The organism is Ideonella livida, from assembly GCF_010499455.1.
Classification (GTDB): Bacteria; Pseudomonadota; Gammaproteobacteria; order Burkholderiales; family Burkholderiaceae_C; genus Ideonella; species Ideonella livida.
In genome coordinates, this window is record NZ_JAAGOH010000005.1 from 178,436 (window position 1) to 194,928 (window position 16,493).

16 protein-coding genes are annotated in these 16,493 nt (G+C 71.9%); 6 read left to right on the forward strand and 10 right to left on the reverse strand.

Translation table 11 applies throughout. The annotated features are described in order from the left end of the window. Window positions 1–40: 40 nt before the first annotated feature. Genes xerD through G3A44_RS06450 form a run of 3 tightly spaced genes read right to left on the reverse strand, consistent with a single transcriptional unit; the run spans window position 41 to window position 2,739 of the window. Entirely contained in the window at window positions 41–988 is a 948-nt protein-coding gene (gene xerD, locus G3A44_RS06440; protein ID WP_163456676.1) for a site-specific tyrosine recombinase XerD, read from the reverse strand. After that, a complete protein-coding gene (locus G3A44_RS06445; RefSeq protein ID WP_375138635.1) occupies window positions 981–1,997 on the reverse strand; it encodes a tripartite tricarboxylate transporter substrate binding protein BugE in 1,017 nt (338 codons plus the stop codon). The genes xerD and G3A44_RS06445 overlap by 8 nt, the downstream gene beginning before the upstream one ends. 43 nt (window positions 1,998–2,040) lie before the next feature. Then, entirely contained in the window at window positions 2,041–2,739 is a 699-nt protein-coding gene (locus G3A44_RS06450; protein ID WP_163456677.1) for a chalcone isomerase family protein, read from the reverse strand. Between the two features lie 119 nt (window positions 2,740–2,858). Between G3A44_RS06450 and G3A44_RS06455 the strand changes: the two genes are divergently transcribed. Then, window positions 2,859–3,776, forward strand: a complete 918-nt coding sequence (locus G3A44_RS06455; RefSeq protein ID WP_163456678.1) for an AEC family transporter — start codon at window positions 2,859–2,861, stop codon at window positions 3,774–3,776. Window positions 3,777–3,798: 22 nt separating this feature from the next. Here the strand turns inward: G3A44_RS06455 and queG are convergent, their stop codons facing one another. Continuing rightward, window positions 3,799–4,959 (reverse strand): tRNA epoxyqueuosine(34) reductase QueG, encoded by a 1,161-nt coding sequence (gene queG, locus G3A44_RS06460; protein WP_163456679.1) that lies wholly within the window; start codon window positions 4,957–4,959, stop codon window positions 3,799–3,801. On the opposite strand from queG, the gene tsaE reads away from it, so the two are divergent. Together tsaE and G3A44_RS06470 are read left to right on the forward strand one after the other, a co-directional pair. After that, complete coding sequence (gene tsaE / locus G3A44_RS06465; protein ID WP_163456680.1) at window positions 4,933–5,472, forward strand: tRNA (adenosine(37)-N6)-threonylcarbamoyltransferase complex ATPase subunit type 1 TsaE; 540 nt, start codon at window positions 4,933–4,935, stop codon at window positions 5,470–5,472. The two genes, queG and tsaE, sit on opposite strands and share 27 nt — an antisense overlap. Continuing rightward, complete coding sequence (locus G3A44_RS06470; protein ID WP_163456681.1) at window positions 5,469–6,866, forward strand: N-acetylmuramoyl-L-alanine amidase; 1,398 nt, start codon at window positions 5,469–5,471, stop codon at window positions 6,864–6,866. Before tsaE ends, G3A44_RS06470 begins: the two co-directional genes overlap by 4 nt. A 40-nt stretch (window positions 6,867–6,906) precedes the next feature. On the opposite strand, the gene ligA is transcribed toward G3A44_RS06470, so the two are convergent. From ligA to rlmB, 5 genes are all read right to left on the reverse strand, one after another. Next, the gene (ligA, locus tag G3A44_RS06475) at window positions 6,907–9,009 is read right to left on the reverse strand and encodes an NAD-dependent DNA ligase LigA (protein ID WP_163456682.1); all 2,103 of its coding nucleotides are present in this window, start codon (window positions 9,007–9,009) and stop codon (window positions 6,907–6,909) included. Between the two features lie 42 nt (window positions 9,010–9,051). Next, window positions 9,052–9,408, reverse strand: coding sequence for a hypothetical protein (locus G3A44_RS06480; protein ID WP_163456683.1), 357 nt, complete (start codon window positions 9,406–9,408; stop codon window positions 9,052–9,054). Then, on the reverse strand, window positions 9,405–10,046 hold the full coding sequence (gene upp / locus G3A44_RS06485) for a uracil phosphoribosyltransferase (RefSeq protein ID WP_163456684.1): 642 nt from the start codon (window positions 10,044–10,046) through the stop codon (window positions 9,405–9,407). Before upp ends, G3A44_RS06480 begins: the two co-directional genes overlap by 4 nt. A gap of 65 nt (window positions 10,047–10,111) precedes the next feature. Continuing rightward, complete coding sequence (locus G3A44_RS06490) at window positions 10,112–10,918, reverse strand: SIR2 family NAD-dependent protein deacylase (protein WP_203561312.1); 807 nt, start codon at window positions 10,916–10,918, stop codon at window positions 10,112–10,114. A gap of 47 nt (window positions 10,919–10,965) precedes the next feature. After that, window positions 10,966–11,817, reverse strand: a complete 852-nt coding sequence (rlmB, locus tag G3A44_RS06495) for a 23S rRNA (guanosine(2251)-2'-O)-methyltransferase RlmB (protein WP_163456686.1) — start codon at window positions 11,815–11,817, stop codon at window positions 10,966–10,968. Between the two features lie 138 nt (window positions 11,818–11,955). On the opposite strand from rlmB, the gene G3A44_RS06500 reads away from it, so the two are divergent. The 3 genes from G3A44_RS06500 to G3A44_RS06510 are packed head-to-tail and all read left to right on the forward strand — an operon-like array spanning window position 11,956 to window position 13,891. Further along, entirely contained in the window at window positions 11,956–12,990 is a 1,035-nt protein-coding gene (locus G3A44_RS06500) for an LLM class flavin-dependent oxidoreductase (protein ID WP_163456720.1), read from the forward strand. Next, window positions 12,987–13,244 (forward strand): RNA-binding S4 domain-containing protein, encoded by a 258-nt coding sequence (locus tag G3A44_RS06505; RefSeq protein WP_163456687.1) that lies wholly within the window; start codon window positions 12,987–12,989, stop codon window positions 13,242–13,244. Before G3A44_RS06500 ends, G3A44_RS06505 begins: the two co-directional genes overlap by 4 nt. Beyond that, entirely contained in the window at window positions 13,241–13,891 is a 651-nt protein-coding gene (locus G3A44_RS06510) for a LuxR C-terminal-related transcriptional regulator (RefSeq protein WP_163456688.1), read from the forward strand. Before G3A44_RS06505 ends, G3A44_RS06510 begins: the two co-directional genes overlap by 4 nt. 66 nt (window positions 13,892–13,957) lie before the next feature. On the opposite strand, the gene G3A44_RS06515 is transcribed toward G3A44_RS06510, so the two are convergent. Continuing rightward, on the reverse strand, window positions 13,958–16,450 hold the full coding sequence (locus G3A44_RS06515) for a sensor histidine kinase (RefSeq protein ID WP_163456689.1): 2,493 nt from the start codon (window positions 16,448–16,450) through the stop codon (window positions 13,958–13,960). Window positions 16,451–16,493 lie beyond the last annotated feature (43 nt).

The following is a 16,493-nucleotide window of genomic DNA, read 5'->3' on the forward strand; positions in this document are numbered from 1 at the left end:
CTGTTAACCCGGCGCGGGTTTTTTTATTCGGCACCGGACCTTATGCCCTGGGGTGGTGCAAATGGTGCAGTTGGCGCAGCCGCTCTCGCGCCACATGGGTATAAATGGTGGTGGTGGAAATATCTGCATGCCCCAGCAGCAATTGCACCGCCCTCAGGTCGGCACCATGGTTGAGCAGGTGCGTGGCAAAGGCGTGCCGCAGCGTATGAGGTGAGAGGGCCACCGTGATGCCGCTCGTCTGCGCATGGCGACGGACCATTACCCAGGCCATCTGCCGTGTCATGGCCCCCCCACGGGCGGTGACGAACAGGTCATCACTGCGCTGCCCCCCCAAGATCTCGGCACGGGCCTGAGTCAGGTAGCGCGACAGCCATTCAGCAGCCTCCTGGCCAAAGGGCACCAGCCGCTCCTTGCTGCCCTTGCCTGCCACCTTGAGCACCCCATCGGCCAGCGCCACCTGCAACAGGGTGAGGGTGACCAGCTCGGTCACACGCAGTCCGCTGGCGTACATCAGCTCGAGCATGGCCCGGTCGCGCAGACCCAGCGGGGTGGCCGTGTCAGGCGCTTGCAGCAGGGCCAGCACCTGGGCTTCGCTGAGCGTTCCCGGCACGCGGGGTGCCTGGCGTGCGCGCTGTAACGGCAGACTGGGATCCTCGGTCACCAGGCCCTCGCGCACCGCCCAACGGAAGAATCGCCGCAGCGCCGCCACGCGCCGGTTGGCGCTGCTGGGTTTGTCACCCAACTGCCAGCGGTGGTCGAGAAAGTCGCGCAGCGCCTGCGCGGTCAGGGCCAGCAGGCCGCCCCGGGCCCCGCCCTCGGCGCGGGCCGCTTGCCAGCGCGCCAAGGCCGTCAGGTCTGCCCGGTAGGCCGCCAGGGATGGTGCGGCCAAACCGTCCTCCAGCCACAAAGCGTCCAGCCAGCTGTCGAGCAGGGCTTGGTCTTGGGTCGACAGCACGCCCGCCACCGCCGCCTGCACCGGCTCAGACATCCAGGCTCAGCTTCTGTTCCTGCACCACTCGCCGGTAGACCTCGTACTCGGCCTTGATCTGCACCGCGAACTGCTCCGGTGTGTTCAGGGCCAACACCGAGCCGGTGTCCTCGATGCGCCGGCGCACCTCGGGCAGCTCCACCGTCCGGCGCACCGCCGCATGCACCTTGTCCACCACCTCCCGCGCCAGGCCCCTGGGGCCGTAAAGCCCGTAGAAGGCCATGCGGTTGACCGGCTCCAATCCCACCTCCTTGAAGGTGGGCACCTCGGGCAGCTGCGGCAGCCGGCCGCCCGACGCCAACACCAGGGGCGTCAGGCGCCCTTCGCGGATGAAGGGCAGCGCCGAGGGCAGGTTGTCAAAAATCATCGGCACCTGCCCGGCCACCGTGTCATGCAGGGCAGGCCCGGCGCCCCGGTAAGGCACATGGGCGATGCTCACGCCCGCCAGGCTCTTGAGCAGCTCCATCTGCAGGTGGCCGATGCCCCCCGTACCCGAACTGGCGTAGCTGTAGCGGTCGGGGCCCTTGCGCAGCAGCGCCAGCAGGCCCTTGAAGTCCTGCACGCCCAAACTGGGGTGGACCGCCAGCACATTGGGTGTGGCGGCGATGTTGAGGACGGGCGTGAAATCGTGGAGGGGGTGGTAGCCAATGCGAGGGTTGATCGCCGGATTGGCTGCCGTGGTGGAGACGGTGGCCATGCCCAGGGTGTACCCGTCGGCCGGGGCGCGTGCGGTCTCGGTAGCCCCCACGACCCCGCCGCCACCGGAGCGGTTCTCGACCACGATTGCCTGCCCCAGGAAAGGGGCCATGCGTTCGGCCAGCACCCGGGCGATGAGGTCCGTGGTGCCCCCCGTGGCAAAGGGCACGATCAACCGCACCGACCGTGACGGATAGGCCTGCGCCCGCCCGGGCGGGGCCGCCATCCCCAGCGCCAGCCAGGTGGACACGGCGCGACGGCTCAGCCGCTGCGCTTGCGGCGCGTGGATGCTGGCGCCGTGCAAGGGGGACATAGGGAAGCAGGGAGGCGGCATGGCAGGTTGGGAAGCAGGGCCCTCAGCCCACCGGGCCACCCAGCAGGCCGGTACGCATCTCGGGATCGATGGCCTTGGGACCGATGAAGATGGCCAGCAACGCCCCGTAGAGGTCGGCGCCAGGCACCGGCGCGCCCAGTACCCGGCCGTTGTGCCGCAGCGTCAGGCCCTGGGTCGGCTGGAAGTCCAGGTCCACCAGATCGCCCTTGCGCAGCGTACCCAGGCCGCGGATCTGGGCGTCTACCGCGGCCACCCGCGGTCGCAGGCTGTCATGCCGCTCGGCGGGCGCATTGCGGAAGACCCCCTTATCAAACGCCTTGACGAACTCTTCGGCCGGCGCCTCCATGAGCAGCCTCAGTTGCAGCCGCTTGGCGCCTGGCAGGGCGATCACCTCGCTGGGCGAAGCGCTGCGGCGCGTCAGGTAGAGCGCTGCCGCGTAGCCTTTGACCCAGGCCACGGCACGCAGACCCACCCCGTTGAGCTGCAGGCTCTCGTTCCCCACCTGCTGTTCGGCCGCAAACACATGCCCCTCTGCCCGGATCGGCCGCGCCGGGCCTGGATCAGCGGCCTGGGCCACATGCGGCAGCCCCACCCACAGCGCCAGCCCGCTGCCGGCCAGTGCCAAGCTGGCCCGGCGGCGCGACATGGCCACCTGCTGCGCCGGGAGGGCGTTCGCAGCGGGCCGGTGGCGTGGGGGGGGCATGCGGGCAGATTCGGTCATGTACGGAAGGGTGAGCGGTGCTGGCCCTGTGGAACGGCACGCGTGGCATGGCCTTGGCGCAACCGCGGGCGGCGAGCTTGCACACGGGCCCAGGCCGCCAGGCTGGCACACTGCCGACCATGAGCCAAGTGCTGTTGTTGTTGCCTGATTTCCTGTTGATTGTGGCGGGCGCCTGGATATGCCGTCGCACCGCGCTGAATCGTCCCATCTGGGAGGGCGTGGAGCGACTGGTGTATTACCTGTTGTTCCCCTGCCTGCTGTTCGTGGCGATTGTGCGCCAGCCCCTGCAGCTGGGCACGGCCCTGAACTTTCTGGGCTGCGGGCTGGCGGTGATTGGCGCCGGCATCGCCATGGCCTACCTGCTGCGCCGTTGGCCCGGAGTCGATGCCCTGACCCACGCGTCCGGGGCGCAGACCGCCTTCCGTTTCAACTCCTACGTCGGTCTGGCCCTGGCCGAGCGGCTGGGCGGTGTGCAGGGGGTGGCGGCCATCGCGGTGCTCATTGCGGTCTGCGTCCCGGTGTGCAACGTGGCCGCGGTGTGGCCGCTGGCCCGCCAGGGCGGTCAGCACCTGGGCCGGGAGCTGGCGCGCAATCCGCTCATCCTGGGCACACTCAGTGGCCTGGCGGTCAACCTGCTGGGGGTTCCGATGCCCGACCTGCTCACCACCACCCTGGCGCGGGTGGGCGGCGCTGCCCTGCCGCTGGGCCTGATGGCCGTGGGCGCCGGCCTGCAGATGGGCGCACTGCGGGATGCGCCAGGGCTGGCCAGCGGCTTTCTGGCCATCCGGCACCTGCTGCTGCCCGCCCTGGCCATCGCACTGGTGACGGCAGCGGGCCTGCCACCGCTGCAGCAAATGGTCATCGTGGCCTTCTCGGCGCTGCCCACGGCCTCCAGCGCCTATGTGTTGGCCGCACGCATGGGTGGGCACGGCGCCTTCGTGGCCGGACTGGTGAGCCTGTCCACCCTGCTGGGCATGCTCAGCGTGCCCCTGGCACTCGGCGGCCTGGCGCTGGCGCAGGCCAGCGGTATGGGCTGAGCCCCGCACGGCGGAGCAGGACTCAGTCCAGGCCCTGCGACAGGGCCCACTGCAGGTGCTCGGCCACCAGGGCGTGGTCGGGGTCGTCAGCATGCAGGTCGGCCAGGGCCTGGCCCAAGGCCTGTCGCAGCGCCTGGCGCAGATCCGCCAAGGCGCCATCGGCCCCCGGAACGCCCGCTGGCCCGCCCAAGCCGGCCAGCGCGTTGCCGCTGACCACCGCCAGGTTGCGCCGCCAGCGCGCAAAGCCGATACGGCGAATCGGCGATCCCTCGGTATGGCGCAGGAAGTCGGCCTCGCGCCAGGCCCACAGCACCGGCAGACGCCGGTCGGCCCACACCGGCCGGGGCGTGAAGTCCGCCACCAGGGCCGGCTGGGCGAACTTGTTCCAGGGGCAGGCCAGCTGGCAGTCATCGCAGCCATAGACCCGGTTGCCCAGCAGGGGTCGCAGCGCCAGCGGGATAGGCCCCGCGTGCTCGATGGTGAGGTAGGAGATGCAGCGCCGCGCATCCAGCCGGTAAGGCGCCACGATGGCCCCGGTGGGACAGGCCGGCAGGCAGGCACTGCACTGGCCGCAGTGCCCATCGTCCGGTTCGGGGCCCTCGGTCAGCGGCAGGGGCAGGTCCACATAGATTTCACCCAGGAAGAACATGGAGCCGCCCTGGCGGTTGAGCAGCAGGGTGTGCTTGCCACGCCAGCCCTGCTGGCTGCGAAGGGCCAGCTCCACCTCCAGCACCGGCGCCGAGTCGGTGAACACCCGCGCCCCCAGGGGCCCCACCTCGGCGGCCAGGGCATCGGCCAGCTTCTGCAGGCGCTGGCGCAGCACCTTGTGGTAGTCCCGCCCCCGGGCATAGAGCGAAACGGTGGCCCAGTCCGGGCGCGCCAGGTCCTGACGCTCGCGCTGGCGCCAACCCTCGCGGTCCAGCCCGGCCGGCAGGTAGTCCATGCGCGCGGTGATCACGCGCACCGTGCCCGGCAGCAGTTCGGCCGGGCGCGCACGGCGCAGGCCATGGGCCGCCATATAGCCCATGCTGCCGTGGAAACCAGCGTCCAGCCAGGCCAGCAGCCCGGGCTCTGCCGAGGACAGGTCGACCCCGGCGACCCCGATCTGGGAGAATCCCAAGCTGTGAGCCTGCCGCTGCAGGCGCTCCCAGACCACATGCAGCGACTGTTGCCCTTGAACCATCCGCCGATTCTAGAAACCCGCCTCTGGCGCTGGCCCGACGAGACCGCCTGCGAGGCCAGCGCCCAGGCGCTGGCCCGGGGGGTATGGGCCCTGCCGGCCCTTGCCGCCCTGCGCCTGGAGCTCGACGGCCCCCTGGGGGCTGGCAAGACCACCTTCACCCGCCACCTGCTGCGCGCCCTGGGCGTGCAGGGCCGGGTCAAGAGCCCGACCTACGCCGTCGTGGAGCCTTACCAGCTCAGCGGCCCGCAGGGCCGGACGCTGGAGGTGGCGCATTTCGACTTCTACCGTTTCAGCGACCCGCGGGAGTGGGAAGACGCGGGCCTGCGCGAGCTCTTCGACCGGCCGGGCCTGTGCCTGAGTGAATGGGCCAGCAAAGCCCATCCCTGGCTGCCCGGGCCCGACCTGCGCCTGGTGCTGACGCCCCAGGACGACGAATCGAGGGAGGTGGCACTGGAGGTGCTCACGGCCCAGGGCCTGCAGTGGCTGGCCGTCGCGGACGGGAACCCGGCATGAAGCGACGCCAGTGGATGCTGGCGGCCACGCCGCCTGGCTGGCTGGTGCTCAGCCTGGGGCCGATGGCCCTGGCGCGGGCGGGCGGTGTGTTCTCGGTGCGGGTCTGGCCGGCGCAGGACTACACGCGCCTGACAATTGAATCCGACCAGGCGGTGCTGGCCCAGCACTTTCTGACCACCGGCCCGGATCGGCTGGTGGTGGACCTGCAGCAGCAGGAGCTGGCACCGGCGCTCAAGGAGCTGGTGGGCAAGATCCAGCCTTCGGACCCCTACATCGCCGGGGTGCGCATCGGCCAGTACCAGCCCACCGTGGTGCGCTTGGTGGTGGACCTGAAGCAGCCGGTCAAGCCCCAGCAGTTCACCCTGGCGCCGGTGGCGGCCTACCGGCACCGGCTGGTGCTGGACCTGTACCCGGTGCAGGAGGTGGACCCGCTGATGGCCTTCCTGGCCGACAAGGCGCGGGCCGAGGAGGAGGCCCGACGCAGCGTGCAGGACGCCCTGGGGGAGTTCATCGGGCAGCTAGAGCGCCCGGGCCTGCCCGCGGGGGGTGCGGCCCCGGCGCCCCCCCTGGCCAGCGCGCCGGGCAGCGGCCCGGGCCCGGTCACCGCGGAGGCCGCGCGCCCCGGCCAGACCCCGGCACCGCCAGCGGCCACCCCCCCCGGGCCCGGGGCGCGCGCACGGCTGGATCGCCTGATCATCGTTGCCCTGGACCCCGGCCATGGGGGCGAAGACCCCGGCGCCATCGGCCCCACGGGGCTGAAGGAGAAGGACGTGGTGCTGTCCATCGCGCTGATGCTGCGCGAGCGGATCAACGCCAAGCCGGGCATGCGGGCCATGCTGACCCGGGACGAGGATTTCTTCGTGCCACTGACCGAGCGGGTGCGCAAGGCCCGGCGGGTGCAGGCCGACCTGTTCATCTCCATCCACGCCGACGCCTTCATGAACCCCGAGGCACGGGGCGCCAGCGTGTTCGCGCTGAGCGAGCGCGGCGCCACCAGCACCGCGGCGCGCTGGCTGGCCAACAAGGAGAACGCCGCCGACGTGGTGGGCGGCGTGAACGTGGCCGCCCGCGACCAGCATGTGCTCAGCGCCTTGCTCGACATGAGCACCACCGCCCAGATCAAGGACAGCCTGAAGGTGGGCCACGAGGTGCTGGGCCTGATCGGCCGGCTGGGCAAGCTCCACAAGAACGAGGTGGAACAGGCCGGTTTCGCGGTGCTCAAGGCCCCGGACATCCCGTCGATCCTGGTGGAGACGGCCTTCATCTCCAACCCGGAGGAGGAGCGCAAGCTGCGCAGCGACGCCTACCAGCGCAAGCTGGCTGACGCGCTGTTCACCGGCATCGAGCGCTACTTCGCCAAGAACCCGCCGCTGGCGCGGCAGCGCACCGTCTGAGCCCACGACCTGGGCGCGGTGGACATCGCGCGGCAGGGGCTCACGCCGCGCCGGCCAGCAAGGCCTGCAGCCCCGCCTCGTCCAGCACCGTGATGCCCAGCTCGCGGGCCTTGTCGAGCTTGCTGCCCGCCTCCTCGCCCGCCACCAGCCAGTTCGTCTTCTTGGACACCGAGCCGGTGACCTTGCCACCGGCGGCCTCGATCAGGGCCTTGGCCTCCTCGCGCCCCAGGGTGGGCAAGGTGCCGGTGAGCACCAGCACCTTGCCCAGCAACGGGCGCGGCGCATCGCTGGCCAGGCCCTCTTCGTCAGGCCAGTGCACGCCGGCCGCGCGCAGTTGCTCCACCACCTCACGGTGGTGCGGCTGGTCGAAGAAATGGCGCACGCTGCGGGCCACGATGGGGCCCACGTCATGGACCTCCAGCAGCTCCTCCTCACGGGCGTCCATCAGGCGGTCCAGGGTGCCGAAGTGGCGCGCCAGGTCCTTGGCGGTGGCCTCGCCCACGTGGCGGATGCCCAGGCTGAACAGGAAACGGCCCAGGGTGGTGGCCTTGCTCTTCTCGATACCGGCCAGCAGGTTCTGTGCGCTCTTCTCGCCCATGCGCTCCAGGGCGGCCAGGCTGGTGAAGCCCAGCTTGTAGAGATCGGGCAGGCTGCGCACGATGCCCGCGTCCACCAATTGCTCCACCAGCTTGTCGCCCAGGCCCTCGATGTCCATCATGCGGCGGCTGGCAAAGTGCAGCAGCGCCTGCTTGCGCTGGGCCGGGCAGGTCAGGCCACCGGTGCAGCGCCAGTCCACCTCACCTTCCTCACGCTCGATGGGGCTGGCGCACACCGGACACTGGCCGCCCAGGCGCTTGTAGAGGTCAAAGGGCTCGCCGGCGTCAGGCGGCCGTCGCTCGGCCACCACGCCTACCACCTCGGGGATCACGTCGCCGGCGCGGCGCACGATCACCATGTCACCCACGCGCACGTCCTTGCGGCGGGCCTCGTCCTCGTTGTGCAGGGTGGCGTTGCTGACCGTGGTGCCGCCCACGAACACCGGCTCCAGCTTGGCCACCGGGGTGAGCTTGCCGGTGCGGCCGACCTGGATGTCGATGTCCAGCAGCCGCGTGATCTGCTCCTGGGCCGGGTACTTGTGGGCCACCGCCCAGCGCGGCTCGCGGGTGACGAAGCCCAGGCGTTCCTGCAACGCGCGGTCATTGACCTTGTAGACCACGCCATCGATGTCAAAGGGCAGCGTGTCGCGCAGCGCCCCCATCTGCGCATGGAAGGCGCTCAGACCGTCTGCCCCGGCAGCCACCGTTCGGTGGGCGCAGACCGGCAGGCCCAGCGCCGCCAAGGCGTCCAGCAGGCCGGCGTGGGTGGCCGGCACGTCCCAGCCCCGCACCTCGCCCAGACCGTAGGCGAAGAAGCTCAAGGGGCGCTGGGCGGCAATGGCCGGGTCCAGCTGCCGCACCGCACCAGCAGCGGCGTTGCGCGGGTTCACAAAGGTCTTCTCCCCCTTGGCCCCGGCGGCGATCAACGCGCGCTGGCGCTCATTGAGCTGCTCGAAGTGGTCGCGGCGCATGTAGACCTCACCCCGCACCTCCAGCACCGGGGCACTGCACTGCCGCAGGCGCAGCGGGATCTGGCCGATGGTGCGGATGTTCTGGGTCACGTCCTCGCCGCTTTCGCCGTCACCCCGGGTGGCGGCCTGCACCAGCACGCCATGCTCGTAGCGCAGGTTGAGGGCCAGGCCGTCGAACTTCAGCTCGGCGGCGTAGTCGATGGCCGGCGCCTCGGGCTCCAGCTTCAGCTCGCGACGCACGCGCTCGTCAAACGCCTGGGCGCCCGCGGCGGTGGTATCGGTCTCCGTGCGGATGCTCAGCATGGGCACGGCATGGCGCACCGGCGTGAAACCGTCGAGCACCTGGCCGATGACCCGTTGGGTGGGCGAATCCGTCGTGCGCAACGCGGGGTGCTCGGCCTCCAGAGCCTGCAGCTGCTGGAACAGGCGGTCGTACTCGGCATCCGGAATGGCCGGATCGTCCAGCACGTAGTAGCGGTGGGCGTGGTGATGCAGGGCCGCACGCAGGGCGGCGGCCTGCTCGGCCAGCGCGGGCGGCAGGGCCGGCGCGGCAAAGAGATCGGGCTGGGACGACATGGCGCCCAGTGTAGGCAAGCGTGCCGCCGGACCGTCGGCGCTTCAGCGTGGGTTTTCGAAGAACACGTAGGCGTTGAAGTCGCCAACCTCGAAATACACCCGCTTCTCGCCCGGGTCGACCTGCCCGTTGAGGTTCTCGTCGAGCACGCCATAACCGTAGCGGTAGCTGCGCGGCGTGCTGTCGGAGGTGCCCAGGGCGGTGGAGAGCTTGTCGATCTTCAGGAAGCGCTTGACCACCTGCCCGCCGGCGTAGACCTCCAGCACCCCGTTGGTGCCGGTCCAGTTCTGGATGTCGCGCCGGATCTGGTTCTGCTGCTCCTGGGTGCAGCCGGCCAGCAGGGCCGCGCCCAGCAGGAGGGCGCCGGTGCGGCCGACGCGGCGGAAGGGGTTCGGGCTCATCGGGTCTGCTCGTCCTTGGTGCCGAAGATCTTGTCGCCAGCATCCCCGAGGCCGGGGATGATGTAGCCCTGCTCGTCCAGGTGGCTGTCCACGGCAGCGGTCCAGCAGCGCACATCCGGGTGCGCGGCCTCCAGCGCGCGGATGCCCTCGGGCGCTGCCACCAGCACCAGGGCGCGGATGTCCCGGCAGCCGCGGGCCTTGAGCATGTCGATGGTGGAGATCATGGAGCCGCCGGTGGCCAGCATCGGGTCGATGATCAGCGCCGTGCGCTCGCCCAGCTGGCCCACGAACCGGTCGAAATAGGGCTCGGGCTGCAACGTCTCGTGGTTGCGGGCCAGGCCCACCACGCTCACCTTGGCGTTGGGCAGCATGTCCAGCACGCCGTCGAGCATGCCCAGCCCGGCGCGCAGGATGGGCACCACCGTCACCTTGCGGCCGGCGATCTGCTCGATCTCGGTGGGACCGCTCCAGCAATGGATGGTGGTGGTGGCCAGGGGGAAGTCTGCCGTGGCCTCGTAGGCCAGCAGGCGGCCCAGCTCGCCGGTGAGTTCGCGGAATTTCTTGGTGGAGATGTCGGCTTCCCGCAGCAGGCCCACCTTGTGGCGGACCAGGGGATGCGACACGGCAACAACGGGCATCGTGCGCTCGCTTCCTGCAATCGTCGGTCAGGGGATGGTTGGTGGCGGCAGTGTACGGCGGGGGCTCAGCGCAACGGGTCCAGCAGCGCTGGCAGCAGGGTGGCGGCCGTGCCGCGCAGGTGCAGGTGGGCCTCGTCGTCGATGGCGCTGGTGGCGGGATTGAGCACCGCCACAAAGGCCTCGTGGCGACGCGCCCGGGCGGCCAGGCCGGCAGCCGGCCACACCGCCCCCGAGGTGCCCACCACCAGCAGCAGCTCGGCCTGGTCCACCGCGGCCTCGGCCTGTGCCCAGGTCGTCGCCGGCAGCGGCTCGCCAAACCAGACCACCCCCGGTCGCACCAGGTTGCCGCAGCGGCTGCAATGCGGTGGCCGCCCCGGCCGGGCCTGGCGCGGTTCACAGCCGTGGCCGCTGAAGCTGGGCTGGGCGCAGCGGCCCAGCCAGCGGTCGGCCAACAGGTCGCCGTGCAGGCGCAGCACACCGGGGCTGCCGGCGCGCTGGTGCAAATCGTCCACGTTCTGCGTGATGACGGTCAGCCGACCGGCAAAACGGTGGGCATAGTTGGCCAGGGCGACGTGGCCGGCGTTGGGCCGGGCTTGGCGCACGCCCTCGCGCCGCGTCTCGTACCAGTCCCAGACCAGCGCCGGATCGGCCCGGTAGCCGGCCTCGCTGGCCAACTGCTCGGGGTCCAGATGCGCCCAGAGCCCGGTCTGCGCGTCCCGGAAGGTGGGAATGCCGCTCTCGGCCGACATGCCCGCCCCGCTGAGCACCACCCAGCGCGAGGCCCGCGCCATGCGGTGGCGCAGCTCGGCCAGGTCGGCCTCCGGGGTGGCGGTGGCCGCCGACGGGTCCGACGCGCGGGGGGGCTGGGTCATGGACATGGCAGACAGAGGGAACGGCAGCACACCGGCGTGCGGGGGCCTCAGGCGTCGCCGGTGGCGGCGTCGGCCGTGGCCCCGGTGGCGGTGCCTGCCGCGTCCGGGGCCTCAGCCCCCTCCTCCACCGGGTCCTGCCCTGCCGCGGGCAAGGCCGCCAGGCGCTGGCGGCGGGCCTCGTACAGGCAGACCGCCGCGGCCACCGAGACGTTCAGGCTCTCCACCACGCCGGACATGGGGATCCGCACCAGATGGTCGCAGGCTTTGCGGGTGACCGGACGCATGCCCGCGCCCTCGGCCCCCAGCACCAGGGCCACCGGGCCGGTCAGGTCCACGTCGTAGAGGGTCTTCTCGGCGTCGTCGCTGGTGCCGATGACGGTGATGCCGCGCTCCTTGAGCTCACCCAGCGAGCGGGCGAGGTTGGTCACCATCAGGTAAGGCACCGACTCGGCGGCGCCGGAGGCCACCTTGGCCACGGTGGCGTTCACGCCGGCGGCATGGTCCTTGGGTGCGATCACCGCCTGTGCTCCGGCGCCATCGGCCACCCGCAGGCAGGCGCCCAGGTTGTGCGGATCGGTCACGCCGTCCAGCGCCAGCACCAGGGGGGCGTCGGCCTTGGCGGCCTCCACCTCTTCCATGATTTCGTCGAGCGAATAGCGGGCCGGCAGCGGGGCCACCTTGGCGGCCACGCCCTGGTGGCGCGGCCCGCCGGAGAAGCGGGTCAGGCGAGCGTCGTCGCTCTCGACCAGGGGCCGGCCGGCCTCCTTGACCCGCTCGACAAAGGTCCGCATGCGGGCATCGCGACGGGTGGCGTCGATGTGGACCTCCAGCAGGGTCTCAGGCGCCATCTTCAGGCGGGTGAAGACGGCGTGGAAGCCGTACAGGACACGAGTGCTCATGGTGTGGGGCCCCGGCGGGCCGAAAGCTGCAGTGAAATCAGGCGCAGGGGCCCCCGAGGCCCCGTACGCCATGGGCCCAAGTCCCCGCACAAAAGGCGCCGGACCCGGGCATGGCATGCTGGTCGCATGCAAGAAAAGCTGCGATTGTCGGTTCTGGACCAGTCGGTGGCACGCACCGGCCATGGCGAAGATGAGGCCCTGCGTGACAGCCTGGCGCTGGCCACCCATGCCGAAGCCCTGGGCTACCACCGTTTCTGGGTCAGCGAACACCACGGCCTGCCCACCATCGTGGGCTCGGCCCCCGAGGTGCTGATGGCGGCCATCGCCGCCCGCACCCAGCGCCTGCGCATCGGCAGCGCCGGGGTGATGCTGCCGCACTACTCGGCCTTCAAGGTGGCCGAGCAGTTCCGGGTGCTGGACGCGCTGGCCCCGGGACGGATCGACCTGGGCGTGGGCCGGGCGCCGGGCGGCGACGGCCGCACCGCCCGGGCACTCAACCCCCACGCCACGCCGGGGGCCGAGGACTTCCCGGCCCAGATCCAGGCCCTGTTGGCCTGGACCGGCGGGCAGCGCCACGCGGGCCTGCTGGCCCATCCGCGTCCGCCCGAGGGCCAGGAGGCCGAACGCACACCCGAGCTGTGGGTGCTGGGCAGCTCCGACTACGGGGCCCGCCTGGCCGCGGCCATGGGCCTGCCCTATGCCTTCGCCTGGTTCTTCATGGATGGCCAGGGGGCGGACGAAGCCATGGCCCTGTACCACCAGACCTGGCGGCCCAGCGCCCGGCATGCCCGGCCGCAGGCCACGCTGTGCGTGTGGGCCCTGGTGGCCCCCACAGCCGACGAGGCGCGACACCTGGCCCTGAGCCGTGAGCGCTGGCGCCTGGACCGCGACCGCGGCCGGCTGGGCCCGCTGCGGCCACCCGAGGCGGTGGCGGCCGAAGGCTTCAGCGCCGAGGAGCTGGACCGGTTGGCCCCGGTGAGGGCCCGGGCCTTCGTTGGCGATCCGGCCCAGGTGGCCGGCCAGCTGCGGGCGCTGGCCCAGCGCTACGGCCTGTCGGAGCTGGTGGTCAACACCTGGTGCTGGGACCGGGAAGCCCGCCGCCGCTCCTACACGCTGCTGGCGCAGGCACTGGCCCGCGACGGCCTGGGACTTGCGGCGACAATGGGGCAATGAGCGCAGACAAGTCAACGCAACCCCTAACTTTTGGGATCAGGGGCGACCACATCACCCTGGACGCCCTCCTCAAGGTGCTGGCCCTGGCCCAGAGTGGCGGCCATGCCAAGCAGCTCATCGCCCAAGGCCTGGTGCAGGTGGACGGCCAGACCGAGACGCGCAAGACCTGCAAGCTGCGGCCCGGCCAGCGGGTGCTGCTGGAAGGCCAGGAAGTGCGCCTGGTGGCACAGGAGGACGCGGGAGAACAGGCATGAAATGCCTGCTGGTGGACGACCATGCGCTGTTCCGCGAGGCGCTGACGATGATGATCGAGGCCCACCACCCCGCCGTGACGCTGCTGCATGCCGACCACCTGGCCGACGCCCTGCGCCTGATCGCCCAGACGCCTGACCTGGACCTGGTGCTGCTGGACCTGAGCCTGGCCGACAGCCGGGGCCTGTCCACCCTGCACCGCACGCTCGACAGCGTGGGCGAGCACGGCTCGCCGGCCCGGGTGATCGTGCTCTCGGGCCACGACCAGCCTGAGACCATGGCCGCCGCGCTGGAGGATGGTGCGGCCGGCTTCATCTCCAAACGGGCCGACTTCGACCAGATGGAGGTGGCGCTGCGTAAGGTGATGGCCGGCGGTATCCACGTGCCCGAAGGGCTGGCCGGCATGCTGACCGATGCGCCCGCCGCCACCCTGGGGGGCGCCATCAGCTGGGACCTGACGCCGCGGCAGTCCGAGGTGCTGGAAGGCATCGTGGCCGGCTGGTCCAACAAGCGCATCGCCCAACGGCTGGCGCTCTCGGAGTCCACGGTCAAGACCCATGTGCAGGCCATCTTTGACCGCCTGGGCATCCGCACCCGCACCCAGGCCGTGGTGCTGGCCGCCCGCGAAGGCTGGCGCCGGACGCCCTGAGGCGTCCCCCCACAAGCCGGTTCAACGCCCGCCGCCCCAGCTGCCCCCTGGCGCCGGCCGGCGGCCTCAAGCCGGCGGGTTCCACCCGCCAGCACGCGCCAGGGCCCGGCGCAGGGTGTCCGGCCCGAAGGGCTTGTGCAGCACCGGCCAGCCCAGCGCCGACAGGGCCTGCAGGTCCGCGGCGCCGGTGTCCCCGGTCACCACCAGGCCCGTGCCTTGCGGCCAGCGCGCCAGAAAGGCGGCCCGCGCCCGGGCGGCATCCCCATCGGGCAGCCGGTGGTCGGTCAGCAGGACGGGAGACGCCAGGTCAGGTCCCGACAGATCGGCCGCGCAGGCCTGCAAGCGCTGACGCAGGGCCGCTAGGCTGTCCAGCCCGACCGGCGCCAGGCCCCAAGCCCGCAACTGCCAGCACAGGGCGTCGCGCAGCAGGCCATCGTCTTCCAACACCCAGACGGCAAAGGCCGGGCCGGACGCCACCGGGGGCAGCGGCGCATGGCTGGCGACAGGCGCCAAACCCTCACCACCGCCGTCGTCGGCACCGGGCGCCTCCTGCGCCCCTGCCCGCGGCCCCGGTGCAGGCACCGGCCGCGCCGGGGGCAACCACAGCGAAAAGCAGCTGCCCCGCCCGGGCACCGAGCGCAGGCGCACGGTGGCCCCCATGAGCCGCGCCGCCCGCTGCACCAGCGACAAGCCCAGGCCGATGCCGCGGCCCCGCTGGCGGGCCGGATTGTCCAGCTGCACAAAGGCTTCGAACACCGCCGCCTGCTGGGCCAGCGGAATGCCGCAGCCGGTGTCCCAGACCTGCAGACACCAGCCCCCGGCCAGCGGGCGTGCCCCCAGCAGCACGCCCCCGTGGACGGTGTACTGCACCGCATTGCCCAGCAGGTTGCGCAGCACCTGCTCCAGCAGCAGCGGATCGGCCCACACCCAGGCCGGCGGCACCCGCAGGCGCCACTGCAGTCCACGGGCCTGGGCATCGGCCTCCAGCGTACGGGCGACCCGCTCGACCAGCGCGCGCAAGTCCACGGCCTGGGGCCGGGCCTGCACCGCGCCGGCCTCGAAACGCGAGAGGTCCAACAGCCCCTGCAACAGGGATTCCAGTGCCGAGACCGCCGCCTGCAGCCGCTCCAGCAGCCGCGCGTTGGCCGGCTTGCCGGCGCGCCACTGCTCGGCCAGCAGGCCGCTGAGCAAGGTGATGGCGGCCACCGGCTGGCGCAGGTCATGGCTGGCCGCGGCCACGAAACGGCTGCGGGCGGCCACCGCCTCCTCCAGGTCCAGGGTGCGCTGACGCACGCGCGCCTCCAGCACCGCCCCCAGGCTCTCGGCCTGGCGCAGGGCACCCACAAAGCGACGCAGCAGCAGCAGGGCCGTGGCCAGCATCACCGCTGGTGTGCCGTAAGGGGTCCAGTAGACCGCGTCCACCGCCAGGCGGCCGGTGGCGAACAGGTAGTCGTGCACCAGGGTCAGACCCACGATGGCATAGGCCAGCAGCAGGCCGGCGCGCCGATGGCGGCTGGCCCGTCCCATGGCCCGCCACAGCCGCCACAAGGCCCAGGCCGACAGCGCCATGAACACCGGATAGGCCAAGGCCCGCACCGTGGGCATGCCCTGCCAGGCGCCCAGCAGGCCGGCCGCGCCCAGCAGGCACGGCAGCACCACCCGCCAGCGCGGATGCCGCCAGGGCGGCACCTGGTGGGCCAGCACCGCCGCCAGCGTCAGCAGCAGGCCCACGGCCGCCCACTGCGCCAGGAAGAACAGCCACTCGCTCAGCCAAGCCGGCATGGGCAGGGCCTGGCCCTCGGCGTAATAGGCCAGATTGCGCAGCGACAGCAGGGCCCACAGGCTGCCAAAGGCGCCCAGCACCTGCTCCTGGGGCCGCAGCGCCCACAGCAGCACCATGAACAGGGCCAGGCCGGCGGCCACCACGTTGAGCTCCCGGGGCACATCAACCACCCAGAGCTGGTGGCGCAGCAGGGCCGGTCGCAGCAGGTGGGCCGGCCCCAGCACCGGCACGTCAATGCCGCCGGCGCTGCGACGGCGGTCAATCTCCACGGTCAGCACATTGACCCCGGGACGCAGCAGCGCGGGAGGCAGCTCGATCCAGTGCGGCCGCACAGTGAAGCGGCGCACATCCTGCTCACCCAGGCCCCGACCGGACAGGGGCTGCCCATTGAGCCGCATGTCGTGGTCAGGCGGCAGGCGGTCCAGCCGCAGGGCCCACAGCACAGTGGGCACGGCAGGCAGCTCGAAGTGCAGGATCAGGCGCCAATGCGACGGCAGACCGTCCTGGCCGGACCGCCAGGCCAGCGGCAGCGCCACCGGCTGCGGGGCGGAGGCGGAGTTGGCACCGGAGTCGAACCCGCCCCCACCCGCCTCCACCGCCTGCAGGCTGGCCTGCCAAGGCCAGCCCTGGGGCCCGATGTCAGGCACGGGCGCAGGGCCGACCGCCTGCGCCCAGGCCAGCGCGGCCGCCCCCAGCCAGCCCACCACGGCCCACCAGGCCGCCAGGGCCCATCGGGCCAGCCCGGTGGCCAGACCAGGCCGCGGCCCCGTCAGCACCCTGTCCCCCACCCGGCAGGCCGGACACCGGCGTGTCGGTGGA

What these genes read in the sequence shown, in the direction of transcription:
- xerD (WP_163456676.1), bottom strand. Translation starts at nt 988, where the DNA reads ATGTCTGAGCCGGTGCAGGCGGCGGTGGCGGGCGTGCTGTCGACCCAA.
- G3A44_RS06445 (WP_375138635.1), bottom strand. Translation starts at nt 1,997, where the DNA reads ATGTCCCCCTTGCACGGCGCCAGCATCCACGCGCCGCAAGCGCAGCGG.
- G3A44_RS06450 (WP_163456677.1), bottom strand. Translation starts at nt 2,739, where the DNA reads ATGACCGAATCTGCCCGCATGCCCCCCCCACGCCACCGGCCCGCTGCG.
- G3A44_RS06455 (WP_163456678.1), top strand. Translation starts at nt 2,859, where the DNA reads ATGAGCCAAGTGCTGTTGTTGTTGCCTGATTTCCTGTTGATTGTGGCG.
- tsaE (WP_163456680.1), top strand. Translation starts at nt 4,933, where the DNA reads ATGCAGCGACTGTTGCCCTTGAACCATCCGCCGATTCTAGAAACCCGC.
- queG (WP_163456679.1), bottom strand. Translation starts at nt 4,959, where the DNA reads ATGGTTCAAGGGCAACAGTCGCTGCATGTGGTCTGGGAGCGCCTGCAG.
- G3A44_RS06470 (WP_163456681.1), top strand. Translation starts at nt 5,469, where the DNA reads ATGAAGCGACGCCAGTGGATGCTGGCGGCCACGCCGCCTGGCTGGCTG.
- ligA (WP_163456682.1), bottom strand. Translation starts at nt 9,009, where the DNA reads ATGTCGTCCCAGCCCGATCTCTTTGCCGCGCCGGCCCTGCCGCCCGCG.
- G3A44_RS06480 (WP_163456683.1), bottom strand. Translation starts at nt 9,408, where the DNA reads ATGAGCCCGAACCCCTTCCGCCGCGTCGGCCGCACCGGCGCCCTCCTG.
- upp (WP_163456684.1), bottom strand. Translation starts at nt 10,046, where the DNA reads ATGCCCGTTGTTGCCGTGTCGCATCCCCTGGTCCGCCACAAGGTGGGC.
- G3A44_RS06490 (WP_203561312.1), bottom strand. Translation starts at nt 10,918, where the DNA reads ATGACCCAGCCCCCCCGCGCGTCGGACCCGTCGGCGGCCACCGCCACC.
- rlmB (WP_163456686.1), bottom strand. Translation starts at nt 11,817, where the DNA reads ATGAGCACTCGTGTCCTGTACGGCTTCCACGCCGTCTTCACCCGCCTG.
- G3A44_RS06505 (WP_163456687.1), top strand. Translation starts at nt 12,987, where the DNA reads ATGAGCGCAGACAAGTCAACGCAACCCCTAACTTTTGGGATCAGGGGC.
- G3A44_RS06510 (WP_163456688.1), top strand. Translation starts at nt 13,241, where the DNA reads ATGAAATGCCTGCTGGTGGACGACCATGCGCTGTTCCGCGAGGCGCTG.